Consider the following 13,900-nt stretch of genomic DNA (forward strand, 5'->3'; position numbering starts at 1 on the left):
CATCTTGTGTTCAGGCATGGTGCCGGGCGTGATCGTTTCCATAGGTGCAAATCCAACCAAGGCAGTCGCCTCAGCCCTTCATCATGTTGATGTCTTCCACCGCGATCGAGCCTCGATTGCGGAAGAACACCACCAGGATGGCAAGACCGATGGCCGCCTCGGCCGCGGCAACGGTAAGAACGAAAAGCGCGAAAACCTGCCCCACCAGATCGCCCAGCACCGCCGAGAAGGCGATGAAGTTCAGGTTCACGGCAAGCAGGATGAGCTCGATCGACATCAGGATGATGATGACGTTCTTGCGGTTCAGGAAAATGCCGAAAATCCCGAGCGTGAAGAGCACGGCCGAAACGGTGAGATAATGCGCGATACCGACTTCCATTGCTCAGATTCCCTCGCCCGTTTCCACCTTGCGGATCTCGATCGCGGTCGCAGGCGTGCGCGCCACCTGGGCGGCGATGTTCTGCCGCCTCACATTCGGCTTGTGCCTGAGGGTGAGCACGATGGCGCCGACCATGGCCACGAGCAGGATCAGGCCCGCGACCTGAAAGAAGTAGAAGTAGTTCGTGTAAAGGATATCGCCCAATGCGGCCGTGTTGTGCCGTTCCGCGATTGCCGGCGCGGGCTGGGCGATTTCGGCGGCGATCTCCGGCGTGAAGGCGTAGCCGCCAAGCACCACGATAAGCTCCACCGCAAGGATGATGCCCACGATAGCGCCGACCGGCGCATATTGAAGTGCGCCCTGCTTCAGCTCGGCAAAGTCCACATCGAGCATCATGACCACAAAGAGGAAGAGCACCGCCACCGCGCCCACATAGACGATGAGGAGGATCATCGCCAGGAACTCGGCCCCGGTCAGCAGGAAGAGTGCCGCCGCGTTGAAGAAGGTCAGGATCAGAAAAAGAACCGAGTGCACGGGATTGCGCGCGGAAATGACCATGAAGGCCGCCGCAACCCCGATGAAGGCGAAGAGATAGAAGAAGATCGCCTCGAGTCCTGTCAGCATCGATTCCCTCGATTTTTCCCGTTGCCGGAGCTGCCGCCCCAGCCTTCCGTTCCGCCCTGATTGCCGGCTCTCTTAAAGGAGCGCCCCGCCCTCGTCTACTCCTGCGACACCGCCGCCCCTATCAGCGATAGGGCGCGTCGAGCGCGATGTTGCGCGCAAGCTCGCGCTCCCAGCGGTCGCCGTTCGCAAGCAGCTTGTCCTTGTCGTAATAGAGTTCCTCGCGCGTTTCCGTCGCGAACTCGAAATTCGGTCCTTCCACGATGGCATCCACAGGGCAGGCCTCCTGGCAGAAGCCGCAATAGATGCACTTCACCATGTCGATATCGTACCGCACGGTACGGCGCGTGCCGTCGTTGCGGCGCGGCCCGGCCTCGATGGTGATGGCCTGCGCCGGGCAGATCGCCTCGCAGAGCTTGCAGGCGATGCAGCGCTCCTCGCCATTGGGGTAGCGGCGCAACGCGTGCTCGCCGCGGAAGCGGGGCGATAGCGGTCCTTTCTCGTGCGGATAGTTCAGCGTCGCCTTCGGCGCGAAGAACTGCCGCATGGAAAGCACGACTGCACCAAAAAACTCCTTCAGGAGAAGGGATTTGGCGGCTTGAGCAAGAGCTGACATCGTCATTCTCCGGCGAATCTGGACGGGCGGCTCTTCATACCAGCCCCGTAAATTTCAGGAATGCCGCCGTCGCAACCACCATGAAGAGCGAGATCGGCAGGAAGACCTTCCAGCCGAGCCGCATGAGCTGGTCGTAGCGGTAGCGAGGCACGAAGGATTTCACCAGGGCGAACATGAAGAACACGGCCACCAGCTTGAGCACGAACCACACCACGCCTGGCACCCAGGTAAAGGGAGCGAAGTCGAAAGGCGGCAGCCAGCCTCCGAGGAAGAGGATGGTGGTGAGCGCGCACATCAGCACGATGGCGACATATTCGCCGAGGAAGAAGAGCAGGAAGGGCGTCGAGGAATACTCGATCATATGGCCGGCGACCAGCTCCGATTCGGCCTCCACGAGATCGAATGGCGGGCGGTTCGTCTCCGCCAGGGCGGAGATGAAGAAGATGATGAACATCGGGAAGAGCGCCAGCCAGTGCCAGTCGAGGAAGGAGTTGGGCAGGCCCACCATGGTTCCGAGCCCGTCACGCTGGGAGAGCACAATATCGGTCAGGTTGAGCGAACCCACCGCGAGCAGCACCGTCACGATGACGAAGCCGATGGAAACCTCGTAGGACACCATCTGCGCCGCCGAGCGCAGCGCGCCCAGGAACGGGTATTTCGAGTTCGACGCCCAGCCGGCCATGATCACGCCATAGACCTCGAGCGAAGCGATGGCGAAGACATAGAGAATGCCCACATTGATGTTCGCTATTGCCCAGCCTTCGCTGACTGGAATAACGGCCCAGGCAGCAAGCGCTAGGCCAGCAGCGACCACCGGCGCAAGCAGGAACACGCCCTTGTTGGCGCCGGAAGGAATGACCGGCTCCTTGAACACGAACTTGAATAGATCCGCAAAAGCCTGAAACAGGCCCCACGGCCCCACCACATTGGGACCGCGGCGCAGCTGCACCGCTGCCCAGATCTTGCGGTCGGCGTAAAGGATATAGGCGACCCCCACCAGCAGGATGACGATCAGCGCGACCGACTTCAGCAGGATCAGAAGCCCCGGAAGAACGTAGAGCGTGACAAAGGATTCCATCGTTTCTCGCCCCTACTCGGCCGCCTGTTTCAATTCGCCACGCGCAAGCGCGGAGCATTCCGCCATGATGGCGGATGCGCGCGCGATCGGGTTGGTGAGATAGAAATCCGTCACCGTCGAAAGGAACGGCATGGGATTCAGCTTGCCGGAGAGTCTGGCGAGCGCCAGCACCTCGTCCGCGCTGCCGGGCTCGATCGCGTCGAGGCCCGCGAAATGCGGATGCTCCGCATAAAGCTTCGCACGCAACTGCTGAAGCGAATCGAAGGGCAACCTGTGGCCGAGCACATCCGAGAGCGCGCGCAGGATCGCCCAATCCTCGCGGGCGTCGCCCGGAGCGAAGCCGGCGCGGTTGGTCATCTGAACGCGGCCTTCCGTGTTCACGTAAGTGGCGGATTTCTCCGTATAGGTCGCGCCCGGCAGGATCACGTCGGCACGATGGGCGCCGGCATCACCATGAGTGCCGATATAAACCGTGAAGGCATCGCCGATCTGGTTCATATCGATCTCGTCGGCGCCGAGCAGGAAGAGCACGTCCATTGCGCCCATCATGCCGGCGACGGCCTTCCCGCCCTTATTCGGCACGAAGCCGAGATCGAGACCCCCCACACGCGCCGCTGCCGTGTGAAGCACGGCAAAGCCGTTCCACTCCGGCGTGACCGCGCCGATATCGTTTGCAAGCTTCGCCGCGCGGCCGAGCACCGCCGCGCCGTCCGGCCGGGCCAGAGCGCCCTGCCCCACGATGACCATCGGACGCTCTGCCTTCTCGAGCACCGACAGGAAGCTTCCCTTGCCTTCGGCCAGGTCCGAAAGCGTTTCGGGTCCGGTACCGAGATGGGTGTAGCCGTAGCGCAGTTCTCCACCCTCGCCGATGACGCCGATGGGGAACTCGCCCATGCGCCAGCGCTTGAGGATGCGGGCGTTGAGCACCGCCGCCTCGATGCGTGGATTGGCGCCGATGATGAGGAGCGCGTCGGAGCGCTCGATCCCTTCGATCGTCGGATTGAAGAGGTAGCTTGCGCGGCCGAATTTCGGGTCTAGTGCCGTGCCGTCCTGCCGGCAGTCGATATTGGGCGAGCCGAGCGACTGCATGAGCTTCTTCAGCGCATACATCTCTTCCACGCTGGCGAGGTCGCCGGCAATCGCGCCGATCTTTTCGGGCGCTGCCTTCTTCACCGCCTTGGCGATCGCATCGAACGCCTCGCTCCATGTCGCCGGCTGCAGGCGCTTGCCCTTGCGGACATAAGGCCGGTCGAGGCGCTGCGTGCGAAGACCATCCCAAACGAATCGGGTTTTGTCGGAGATCCACTCCTCATTCACGAATTCATTGACGATCGGCAGAATGCGCATCACCTCGCGGCCACGCGTGTCGACACGGATGGCGGAGCCTACCGCGTCCATTACGTCGATGGACTGCGTCTTGCCGAGCTCCCACGGGCGAGCCTGGAAGGCATAGGGTTTCGAAGTCAGCGCGCCCACGGGGCAGAGGTCGATCACATTGCCCTGAAGCTCGGACGTTATCGCCCGCTCCAGATAGGTGGTGATCTCCATATCCTCTCCGCGGCCAGTGGCGCCGAGCTCGGAGACGCCCGCCACCTCGGTCGTGAAGCGCACACAGCGCGTGCAGTGGATGCAGCGCGTCATGATCGTCTTGACGAGCGGGCCGATATATTTGTCCTCAACGGCGCGCTTGTTCTCGTAGAAACGCGAGGAATCCACGCCGTAGGCCATGGCCTGGTCCTGCAGGTCGCACTCGCCGCCCTGATCGCAGATCGGGCAGTCAAGCGGGTGGTTGATGAGCAGGAACTCCATCACGCCTTCGCGCGCCTTCTTCACCATTGGGCTCTTGGTGAAGACTTCCGGCAGTTCGCCATTGGGGCCGGGGCGCAGGTCGCGCACGCCCATGGCGCAGGAGGCCTGCGGCTTGGGCGGACCGCCCTTCACCTCGACCAGGCACATGCGGCAATTGCCGGCAACGGAGAGCCGCTCGTGGAAGCAGAAACGCGGGATCTCCGCCCCCGCCTCCTCGGCAGCCTGCAGCAGCGTGTAGTGATCGGGTACCTCGATCTCCGTGCCGTCGACTTTCAACCTTGCCATTATCGCCGTCCGCTAACTGCTTGCCTGTGAAGCAAGATCCGTTTTCGTTTTACTCTATTCCGCAGCCACCAGCGCGGGCTCCGCGCGGTGGGCGTTGCGGGTGAATTCGTCGATGCGCCGCTCGATCTCCGGGCGGAAGTGCCGGATCAGGCCCTGGATCGGCCACGCGGCCGCGTCACCCAACGCGCAGATCGTGTGCCCTTCCACCTGCTTCGTGACGTCGAGCAGCATATCGATCTCGTGCTTGTGCGCCTCACCGCGCACCAGCCGCTCCATGACGCGCCACATCCAGCCGGTGCCTTCACGGCACGGCGTGCATTGGCCGCAGCTTTCGTGCTTGTAGAAATAGGAAAGCCGCGCGATGGCCTTCACGATGTCGGTGGACTTGTCCATCACGATCACCGCCGCCGTGCCGAGACCCGATTTCAGGTCGCGCAGCGAATCGAAATCCATCGGCGCGTCGATGATCTGCTCGGCCGGCACCAGCGGCACCGAGGAGCCGCCGGGGATCACAGCAAGCAGATTGTCCCAGCCGCCGCGAATGCCGCCGCAATGGCGGTCGATGAGCTCGCGGAAGGGGATCGACATCTCCTCCTCCACCGTGCACGGGTTGTTAACATGGCCGGAGATGCAGAAGAGCTTCGTGCCCTTGTTGTTCTCGCGCCCGAATGAGGAGAACCAGGCGGCGCCGCGGCGAAGGATCGTGGGCGCCACGGCAATGGACTCCACGTTGTTCACCGTGGTCGGGCAGCCGTAGAGACCCATATTCGCCGGGAATGGCGGCTTCAGGCGCGGCTGGCCTTTCTTGCCTTCCAGGCTTTCGAGCAGCGCGGTCTCCTCGCCGCAGATATAGGCGCCGGCGCCGTGATGGACGATTACGTCAAAGTCCCAGCCATGGATGTTGTTCTTGCCCAGCAGACCATGCGCGTAACACTCGTCGATGGCCGCCTGCAGCGCCTCGCGCTCGCGGATGAACTCACCGCGCACATAGATGTAGGCGGCATGCGCGCCCATGGCGAAGCCGGCGATGAGGCAGCCCTCCACCAGCGTGTGCGGCTCGTGGCGCAGGATGTCGCGATCCTTGCAGGTGCCGGGTTCCGACTCGTCGGCATTGACGACGAGGTAATGCGGCCGGTCCGTCGGCGCTTTCGGCATGAAGGACCATTTCAGGCCGGTCGGAAAGCCGGCGCCGCCGCGTCCGCGCAGGCCGGAGGCCTTCATCTCGTTGATGATCCAGTCGCGGCCCTTTTCCAGGATGGCTTTTGTGCCGTCCCAGTGGCCGCGCGCCATGGCACCGTGGAGCGACCGGTCGAACTGGCCGTAAATATTGGTGAAGATGCGGTCCTTGTCCTGAAGCATCTATCTCTCCTCAGCGCCGCTTCCTGCCCGACCCCGGACCGCCCGCAGGTCCCGCGGGGTCGACGCCGCGCTCGGGCGATTCCGGCCCGACATCCATTTTGTTGCGTGGCGCCTTGCGCTTTTTCAGCTCCGGCGAGCGCAGCGACGGCTCCTCGGTCTTTGGCGCATCGCTGTGACGGCGTGTGCGGGAGGCAACTTCCGTCTCCTCGGCCACACGATCCGCCTGCACGGGGTTTTCCTTTGGCCCTCGCACGCTGACGCGCTTCTCGCCGCCGCTACGCGCCTTGACGGGCGAGGGCGACTTGATTGCCGCATCGGTCTCCAGGGCATCGGTCTTCGGCCTGCCGGCCCGCGTCGGGGGAACGGCCGCGCTGTCACCGGCCTTGGCCGCGCGCTTGGCAACCTTCTTGCCACCATTGGGGAACTTCAGGATAACGCTCTCGTCGGTGAGCGAGGTCAGACCGGAAGCAGGCGCCGAGGTCAGGCGGTCGATCTGCGTGCCCGGCTTGATCGTGTCGCCCTTGCCCGCCTCGAACGCATCGATGATCTCTTCCAGCCGCTCTGGCGTCAGATCCTCGTAGCTATCCTTGGAGATCATGATCATGGGCGCGTTCACGCAGGCGCCCTGGCACTCCACCTCTTCCCAGGAGAGCGTGCCGCCCTCATTGGTGTGGAAGGGCTCGGGATGGATCCTGCTCTTGCAAACCTCGATCAGGTCGCCTGCCCCGCGCAGCATGCAGGGCGTGGTGCCGCAGACCTGCACATGGGCGCGCGTGCCGACCGGTGCCAGCTGGAACTGGGTATAGAAGGTCGCGACCTCCAGGACGCGGATCAACGGCATGTCGAGCATTTTGGCGACATGCTCGATCGCCGCGCGCGTGACCCAGCCTTCCTGTTCCTGCGCGCGCATCAAAAGCGGGATCACCGCCGACTGCTGGCGCCCAGGGGGGTATTTGCGGATCGTATGATGCGCCCAGGCCTCGTTTTCCCTGGTGAAGGCAAAGCCCTGGGGCTGGACGGCTTCGTCTGCGAGACGGCGGACTGCCATTATCTGTCTACCTCACCAAACACGATATCGAGGGAGCCGAGCACGGCGGTTACGTCGGCAAGAAGATGGCCGCGGCACATGAAATCCATGGCCTGAAGATGAGCGAAGCCCGGCGCGCGCAGCTTGCAGCGGTAGGGCTTGTTGGTGCCGTCGGCCACGAGATAGACGCCGAACTCGCCTTTCGGCGCCTCGACGGCCGCGTAAACCTCGCCGGCCGGCACGTGATAGCCTTCCGTATAGAGCTTGAAGTGATGGATGAGCGATTCCATCGATCGCTTCATGGCGGCGCGCTTCGGCGGCACGACCTTGCCGTCCATGTTCGAGACGGGGCCAACGCGCTCCTTGCCGAGCAGACGCTCAACGCATTGCCGCATGATCTTGGCCGACTGGCGCATCTCCTCCATGCGGATGAGATAGCGGTCGTAGCAGTCGCCATTCTTGCCCACAGGGATGTCGAAATCCATCTCCGGGTAGCACTCGTAGGGCTGGCTCTTGCGCAGGTCCCAGGCCGCGCCGGAGCCGCGCACCATCACGCCCGAAAAGCCCCAGGCCCAGGCATCCTCGAGCGACACGATTCCGATATCGGCGTTGCGCTGCTTGAAGATCCGGTTCTCGGTCAGGAGTTCATCGAGATCGTCGACCGTCTTCAGGAACGGATCGATCCACTTGCCGATATCCTCCACCAGCTTTTCCGGCAGGTCCTGGTGCACACCGCCGGGCCGGAAATAGGCCGCGTGCATGCGGGCGCCGGAAGCCCGCTCGTAGAAGACCATCAGCTTCTCGCGCTCCTCGAACCCCCACAGCGGCGGGGTGAGCGCACCGACGTCCATCGCCTGCGTGGTGATGTTGAGCAGGTGGTTCAGGATGCGGCTGATCTCGGAATAGAGAACACGGATGAGCTGGCCACGGATAGGCACGTCAATGCCCAGCAACCGCTCGATCGCCAGCGCGAAGGCATGCTCCTGGTTCATCGGCGCGACATAGTCGAGCCGGTCGAAATACGGGATCGCCTGCAGGTAGGTCTTATACTCGATCAGCTTTTCGGTGCCGCGGTGGAGCAGCCCGATATGGGGATCCACGCGCTCCACCACCTCGCCGTCGAGCTCCAGAACAAGACGAAGCACGCCGTGCGCGGCCGGATGCTGCGGGCCGAAATTGATATTGAAGTTGCGGATGGAGGTTTCAGCCACGCGACACCTTCCCGATCACTGCTTTGCTTTTTCATCGCCAGGAAGGACGTAATCGGTTCCCTCCCATGGAGACAAAAAGTCGAAATTTCTGAATTCCTGCCGCAGATTCACCGGTTGGTAGACGACCCGCTTGGCCTCGTCGTCATAATGCACCTCGACAAAGCCCGTGAGCGGGAAGTCCTTCCTGAGCGGATGCCCCTCGAAGCCATAGTCCGTGAGAATACGGCGCAGGTCCGGGTGCTCTGTGAAAAGCACGCCGTAAAGATCATAGATCTCGCGCTCATACCAGTTCGCGGCCGGGAAAACCTCGATCACGGAGGGGATCGGCGTTTCCTCGTCGGTCGAGACCTTGACGCGGATGCGTTGGTTCTGCCGCGGCGAGAGCAGGTGATAGACAACCTCGAAGCGCCTCTCACGTGCCGGATAATCCACGCCCGAAATATCGACAAAGGCGAAGAACTGGCACTGCACGTCGCTCTTCAGGAAAGTCAGGACATCGACGATATCGCCTGGCTCGACGAAAATCGTCAGCTCGTCATAGGCGACCATCCAGTCCTGGACCCGGCCGTCCAGCTTTTCCTTGATGTAGCCCGCGAGATCCCTCAGCGCTTCATTCATGGTCCGCTCCTAGCGCTCGATGGTGCCGGTCCGGCGGATCTTCTTTTGAAGGAGAAGAATGCCGTATAGCAGCGCTTCCGCGGTGGGCGGGCAGCCGGGCACATAGATATCCACCGGCACGATGCGATCGCAGCCGCGCACCACCGAATAGGAATAATGGTAGTAGCCGCCGCCATTGGCGCAGGATCCCATGGAGATCACGTAGCGCGGCTCCGGCATCTGGTCGTAGACCTTGCGCAGGGCCGGCGCCATCTTGTTGGTGAGCGTGCCGGCGACGATCATCACATCCGACTGGCGCGGGGAGGCGCGCGGCGCGATACCGAAACGCTCTGCATCATAACGCGGCATGGAGGTGTGCATCATCTCCACCGCGCAACAGGCCAGACCGAAGGTCATCCACATCAGCGAGCCCGTACGCGCCCAGGTGATCAGCGCCTCGGAGGAGGTGACAAGGAAGCCCTTGTCGGAAAGCTCTTCATTGATCGCGCCGTAAAACGGATCATTCGCACCGACCGGGTTGCCCGTGTTGGGGTCAATGATACCGCGCGACCTGGGCGCAACGAGGGTATCGTTCAATCCCATTCCAGCGCTCCCTTCTTCCACTCATAGATGAAGCCGATGGTCAGCACGCCGAGGAAGATCATCATCGACCAGAAGCCGAACCAGCCGATCTCGCCGAAGGACACCGCCCAGGGGAACAGGAACGCGACCTCGAGATCGAAGATAATGAAGAGGATCGAGACGAGATAGAACCGCACGTCGAACTTCATGCGCGCGTCATCGAAGGCATTGAAGCCGCATTCGTAAGCCGACAGCTTCTCGGGGTCCGGATTCCTGTAGGCCACGATGAACGGAGCGATGAGGAGCACGAGGCAAATGGCCAGCGCCACGCCCATGAAGATGATGATGGGTAGATATGAACTCAAGAGATCGTTCATGTTCCGACTTTCCGTTGCCCGACGAACGGGCTCCGTACCGGGCAAGTGCGAGCGCCTGCTTATAAGCAGTGCGGCAAAGCCCTTGTTGCAACGCGGCGACGGTTAGCGCAGCCGGTTCGGTGACGCAAGTCAAACCTTGGCCGGAATGAGGCATCCGATTGCCAATACCAGGTTTTCTGCTGGAACCGTTCGCCTGTCCGGCGTGATGACAGCTATCATTTAAGAAGGCCGAGGCTTCTTTTGAAGCACCGATTTCGCTACCGCGACAAAAATGTCAGGAGCCCGCGCCATGATCGTCAATGCGGGTGGCGCGCGGCGCATTCAGGCTCTACCTTTCGCACGCCAATGTGAAATCCCGAGGCCAGATGAAGCCACGTGAAAAGTTGACGATAAGGGAGGTGCGGCGAATCGCCCTTTCCGCTCAGGGCTTCGCGGACCGGCCGCCGTCCGGCCCTATCGGACGCCGGCATCTCTCCCGCGTGATAGGCCGCACCGGTCTCTTTCAGATCGACTCCGTCAATGTGGTCGTACGCGCGCATTATATGCCGCTCTTTTCCCGTCTCGGCCCCTATCCCGTCGAGCTTCTCGAGCGTGCCGCCTCGCGAAAGCCGCGCTCCCTCTTTGAATATTGGGCGCACGAAGCCTCGCTCCTGCCCGTGGAGATTCAGCCGCTGATGCGGTGGCGCATGGAGCGCGCGCGGGAGGGCCTGGGCATCTATGGCGGGCTTGCCCGGTTCGGCCGCGAGCAACGCAGCTTCATCGATCAGGTCTATGCCGAAGTCGCCGCGCACGGCCCCCTTGCCGCTTCCGATATCGAGGGCCACAAGGGCACGTCCGGCTGGTGGCAATGGAGCGACGCCAAGCGCGCGCTCGAATGGCTGTTCTGGGCCGGCTTCATCACCACGCATTCGCGGCGGGCGAGTTTTGAGCGGCTTTACCATTTGCCGGAGCGCGTCCTGCCACCGGCGATCCACGAAGCGCCCACACCTGCGCCTCAGGATGCAAAGCGAAAGCTGATCGAGATTTCCGCCCGTGCGCTGGGCGTCGCGACCGCGAGCGATCTGCGGGACTATTTTCGCTTGTCACCGGAAGATGCCTATCCGCGCGTGGAGGAACTCGTCGAGGAAGGCACGCTCCTGCCCGTGAGCGTAAAGGGCTGGCCGCAGAAAGCGTATATGCACCGCGACGCGAAAATGCCGCGCAGGATCGAGGCAGGGGCACTGCTCGCGCCCTTCGATCCGCTGATCTGGGAGCGCTCGCGCACCGAGCGCCTTTTCAACTTCCGCTACCGTATCGAGATTTACACGCCCGCGCACAAGCGCGTCTACGGATACTATGTCTATCCCCTCCTGCTCGGCGAAAGCATCGTCGCGCGCGTCGATCTCAAGGCCGACCGTCAAAACCGCGTTCTGCGCGTGCAGGCGGCGCATGCGGAGCCCGACGCGCCGCGCCACACCGCGCCGGAACTATGGCAGGCGCTCAATTCCATGGCGGAATGGCTCGGATTGGAGAAGGTGGAGATTTCCCGCACCGGAGATTTTGCCCCGGCACTGGCCGCCGCCGGCAAAGTTGGCCTTATCGAGTCGAGCCAAGTGGCCGAGGCTGCCCTCACCGAGCCGCAGGAGTAACCGGCGCGTTCGCTTCACCGGCCCCTCTCTTGCAAATTCCAAGAACTTAGCTTTGCTAAGCCCAGGAATTTGCTTTCTCTCCCACAAGGGGAGAGATAACGTCGGCATCCACCTTGCCGCAAAACTCTCTGTCGGTGCATGCGCCCTATCTCTCCCCTTGTGGGAGAGAAAGCGATTTCAACATCTTAGCCGAAGTAAAACGAAGGCTAAGTGTTAGAAATCGCAAGAGAGGGGGAGAACCTGCGGCTGCTCGCCGTCACCACGCTTCAGGCAAATTCCATGATGACCGCATCGACGGCGAGGCTATCGCCCGGCGCCGCCAGGACGGCGGCCACCGTGCAATCACGCTCCGCGCGCAGCACATTTTCCATCTTCATCGCTTCCACGATTGCCAGCACCTCGCCTGCCTTTACCTCCTGATTCTCGCTCACGGCGATGGAGACCACGAGGCCAGGCATTGGACAGAGCAGCTTTTTGGACATGTCGGCGGCTTTGCGTTCGGGCATCAGCCTGTCGAGCTCGGCTATGCGCGGGGTCATGACCTTCACGACCGATGCCACCCCCTGCCAGGAAAGCTCATGACCATTCAGCACAGGGCGGATCTGCACGGCCGCTTCCTTGCGCCCTACCCGCCCCGTCCATATCCGTTCGCCCGGATGCCAGGACGAGGAGAGCGTTACCGGAGCAGCGCCATCTATCGAAATGCTCAAATCGGTCGGGATGGATCCCGTCCCCTCGACCAACGATACCGGAATATATTCGCGGTCCAGCTTCACCACCCAATCGCGCCGCATAACGCCTGAATGCGGCGCGAGCCGACCGGGAAGCCGGTCGAGGCGGTCACGCCGGATAAGTTCGATTGCAAGCGCCACTGCGCAGAACACCGCGCGCTCTGCCTTCCCGGCCGCGGGAATCGAGAAGCCGTCAGGGTATTCCTCCGCGATGAAGGCGGTTGAAAGCCGCCCCTCACGCCAGCGGGGATGGCGCATGAGCGCGGCAAGGAAGGGAATGTTGTGGGCGATGCCGTCCACGACGAACCGGTCCAATGCCTGCGACATTGCATCGATCGCGCCGAGGCGATCCGGTGCCCAGGTGCAAAGCTTGGCGATCATGGGATCGTAGAACATCGAGATCTCCGACCCCTCGGTCACGCCAGTGTCATTGCGCAAAACAGTTTCTCCGCTCCGCCCCTCCTCCGGCGGACGGTACCGCGCAAGCCGCCCGATCGAAGGAAGGAAGTTGCGCGTCGGGTCCTCGGCATAAAGCCTGCTCTCGATGGCCCAGCCCTTGAGCTTTACGTCGTCCTGCGCGATCTCCAATCTCTCTCCGGCGGCGATGCGGATCATCTGCTCGACGAGATCGATACCCGTGACGAGCTCCGTCACTGGATGCTCGACCTGCAGGCGCGTGTTCATTTCGAGAAAATAGAAGTTGCGCTCGCTGTCGACGATGAACTCGACCGTGCCCGCGCTCTGATAATCCACCGCCTTGGCCAGCGCGATGGCCTGCGCGCCCATTTCCGCGCGGGTCTTCGCGTCGAGAAAGGGCGAAGGCGCCTCCTCCACCACCTTCTGGTTGCGCCGCTGGATCGAGCATTCGCGCTCGCCCAGATGGATGCAGTTGCCGAAGCCGTCCCCCAGCACCTGGATTTCGATATGGCGCGGCTCCTCAACGAATTTCTCGATGAAAATGCGGTTGTCGCCGAAAGACGAGGCGGCTTCCGAGCGCGAGCGCTCAAAGCCTTCGCGAGCCTCCGCATCGTTCCAGGCGATCCGCATTCCCTTTCCGCCGCCACCGGCGGAGGCCTTGATCATCACCGGGTAGCCGATCTCAGCGGCAATCCTGGCGGCATGGCCGGCATCCTCCACCAGCCCCATATGGCCGGGCACGGTGGATACGCCCGCTTCCGCCGCGATCTTCTTGGAGGTGATCTTGTCGCCCATGGCGCGGATGGCCTTGGATTTCGGGCCGATGAAGACAATGCCCTCCGATTCCAGCCGCTCGCAGAATTCCGCGTTCTCGGAGAGAAATCCGTAACCGGGATGCACGGCCTCGGCTCCGATCTGCTTGCAGGCCGCAATGATGTTCTCGGCCACGAGGTAGCTCTGGCTTGCCGGAGCAGGGCCAATCGCCACGGCTTCGTCGGCCATCTCCGCATGCAAGGCATCCGCATCGGCTTCCGAATAGACCGCGACCGTGGCAATTCCCATCCGGCGGGCGGTCTTGATGATGCGGCAGGCGATCTCGCCACGATTGGCAATGAGTATCTTTTTGAACATGCGGCCTTTCCCCTCCCCGGCAATCTTTTCTATGGTTTCGTAGCGCTCTGCT

Annotated in this window: 13 protein-coding genes; 1 reads left to right on the top strand and 12 read right to left on the bottom strand. The window is 62.5% G+C overall.

Translation table 11 applies throughout. From position 1 onward, the window contains the following. Positions 1-70 precede the first annotated feature (70 nt). From nuoK to GNP00_RS02665, 11 genes are all read right to left on the bottom strand, one after another. Positions 71-379 (bottom strand): NADH-quinone oxidoreductase subunit NuoK, encoded by a 309-nt coding sequence (gene nuoK / locus GNP00_RS02615; protein ID WP_011580372.1) that lies wholly within the window; start codon positions 377-379, stop codon positions 71-73. A gap of 3 nt (positions 380-382) precedes the next feature. Beyond that, on the bottom strand, positions 383-1,003 hold the full coding sequence (locus tag GNP00_RS02620) for an NADH-quinone oxidoreductase subunit J (protein WP_011580371.1): 621 nt from the start codon (positions 1,001-1,003) through the stop codon (positions 383-385). Between the two features lie 121 nt (positions 1,004-1,124). Continuing rightward, complete coding sequence (gene nuoI, locus GNP00_RS02625; RefSeq protein ID WP_011580370.1) at positions 1,125-1,616, bottom strand: NADH-quinone oxidoreductase subunit NuoI; 492 nt, start codon at positions 1,614-1,616, stop codon at positions 1,125-1,127. A 34-nt stretch (positions 1,617-1,650) separates the two neighbouring features. After that, positions 1,651-2,694, bottom strand: coding sequence for an NADH-quinone oxidoreductase subunit NuoH (gene nuoH / locus GNP00_RS02630; RefSeq protein WP_011580369.1), 1,044 nt, complete (start codon positions 2,692-2,694; stop codon positions 1,651-1,653). A 12-nt stretch (positions 2,695-2,706) separates the two neighbouring features. Continuing rightward, positions 2,707-4,788, bottom strand: a complete 2,082-nt coding sequence (gene nuoG / locus GNP00_RS02635; RefSeq protein ID WP_011580368.1) for an NADH-quinone oxidoreductase subunit NuoG — start codon at positions 4,786-4,788, stop codon at positions 2,707-2,709. Between the two features lie 54 nt (positions 4,789-4,842). After that, on the bottom strand, positions 4,843-6,147 hold the full coding sequence (gene nuoF / locus GNP00_RS02640; protein WP_011580367.1) for an NADH-quinone oxidoreductase subunit NuoF: 1,305 nt from the start codon (positions 6,145-6,147) through the stop codon (positions 4,843-4,845). 10 nt (positions 6,148-6,157) lie between these two features. Then, positions 6,158-7,195, bottom strand: a complete 1,038-nt coding sequence (gene nuoE / locus GNP00_RS02645) for an NADH-quinone oxidoreductase subunit NuoE (RefSeq protein WP_011580366.1) — start codon at positions 7,193-7,195, stop codon at positions 6,158-6,160. Beyond that, positions 7,195-8,385 carry an NADH-quinone oxidoreductase subunit D gene (locus tag GNP00_RS02650; RefSeq protein ID WP_011580365.1) on the bottom strand — a complete coding sequence of 397 codons (1,191 nt, stop codon included), beginning with the start codon at positions 8,383-8,385 and terminating at the stop codon, positions 7,195-7,197. Before GNP00_RS02650 ends, nuoE begins: the two co-directional genes overlap by 1 nt. Before the next feature lie 15 nt (positions 8,386-8,400). Then, positions 8,401-9,003, bottom strand: a complete 603-nt coding sequence (locus GNP00_RS02655) for an NADH-quinone oxidoreductase subunit C (RefSeq protein WP_011580364.1) — start codon at positions 9,001-9,003, stop codon at positions 8,401-8,403. A 9-nt stretch (positions 9,004-9,012) separates the two neighbouring features. Continuing rightward, positions 9,013-9,585 carry a NuoB/complex I 20 kDa subunit family protein gene (locus GNP00_RS02660; protein WP_011580363.1) on the bottom strand — a complete coding sequence of 191 codons (573 nt, stop codon included), beginning with the start codon at positions 9,583-9,585 and terminating at the stop codon, positions 9,013-9,015. Then, on the bottom strand, positions 9,576-9,941 hold the full coding sequence (locus tag GNP00_RS02665; protein ID WP_011580362.1) for an NADH-quinone oxidoreductase subunit A: 366 nt from the start codon (positions 9,939-9,941) through the stop codon (positions 9,576-9,578). Before GNP00_RS02665 ends, GNP00_RS02660 begins: the two co-directional genes overlap by 10 nt. Positions 9,942-10,306: 365 nt before the next feature. On the opposite strand from GNP00_RS02665, the gene GNP00_RS02670 reads away from it, so the two are divergent. After that, on the top strand, positions 10,307-11,569 hold the full coding sequence (locus GNP00_RS02670) for a winged helix-turn-helix domain-containing protein (protein WP_157038029.1): 1,263 nt from the start codon (positions 10,307-10,309) through the stop codon (positions 11,567-11,569). Between the two features lie 266 nt (positions 11,570-11,835). Here GNP00_RS02670 and GNP00_RS02675 read toward each other — a convergent pair whose 3' ends face one another. Further along, the gene (locus tag GNP00_RS02675) at positions 11,836-13,848 is read right to left on the bottom strand and encodes an acetyl-CoA carboxylase biotin carboxylase subunit (RefSeq protein ID WP_011580360.1); all 2,013 of its coding nucleotides are present in this window, start codon (positions 13,846-13,848) and stop codon (positions 11,836-11,838) included. Between the last annotated feature and the right edge of the window lie 52 nt (positions 13,849-13,900).

Origin of the sequence: Chelativorans multitrophicus, assembly GCF_011317445.1 — a bacterium.
GTDB lineage: Bacteria > Pseudomonadota > Alphaproteobacteria > Rhizobiales > Rhizobiaceae > Chelativorans > Chelativorans multitrophicus.

Excerpts from the sequence above, each read along its gene's own strand:
- nuoK (WP_011580372.1), bottom strand. The coding sequence starts at position 379 with ATGGAAGTCGGTATCGCGCATTATCTCACCGTTTCGGCCGTGCTCTTC.
- GNP00_RS02620 (WP_011580371.1), bottom strand. The coding sequence starts at position 1,003 with ATGCTGACAGGACTCGAGGCGATCTTCTTCTATCTCTTCGCCTTCATC.
- nuoI (WP_011580370.1), bottom strand. The coding sequence starts at position 1,616 with ATGTCAGCTCTTGCTCAAGCCGCCAAATCCCTTCTCCTGAAGGAGTTT.
- nuoH (WP_011580369.1), bottom strand. The coding sequence starts at position 2,694 with ATGGAATCCTTTGTCACGCTCTACGTTCTTCCGGGGCTTCTGATCCTG.
- nuoG (WP_011580368.1), bottom strand. The coding sequence starts at position 4,788 with ATGGCAAGGTTGAAAGTCGACGGCACGGAGATCGAGGTACCCGATCAC.
- nuoF (WP_011580367.1), bottom strand. The coding sequence starts at position 6,147 with ATGCTTCAGGACAAGGACCGCATCTTCACCAATATTTACGGCCAGTTC.
- nuoE (WP_011580366.1), bottom strand. The coding sequence starts at position 7,195 with ATGGCAGTCCGCCGTCTCGCAGACGAAGCCGTCCAGCCCCAGGGCTTT.
- GNP00_RS02655 (WP_011580364.1), bottom strand. The coding sequence starts at position 9,003 with ATGAATGAAGCGCTGAGGGATCTCGCGGGCTACATCAAGGAAAAGCTG.
- GNP00_RS02660 (WP_011580363.1), bottom strand. The coding sequence starts at position 9,585 with ATGGGATTGAACGATACCCTCGTTGCGCCCAGGTCGCGCGGTATCATT.
- GNP00_RS02665 (WP_011580362.1), bottom strand. The coding sequence starts at position 9,941 with ATGAACGATCTCTTGAGTTCATATCTACCCATCATCATCTTCATGGGC.
- GNP00_RS02670 (WP_157038029.1), top strand. The coding sequence starts at position 10,307 with ATGAAGCCACGTGAAAAGTTGACGATAAGGGAGGTGCGGCGAATCGCC.
- GNP00_RS02675 (WP_011580360.1), bottom strand. The coding sequence starts at position 13,848 with ATGTTCAAAAAGATACTCATTGCCAATCGTGGCGAGATCGCCTGCCGC.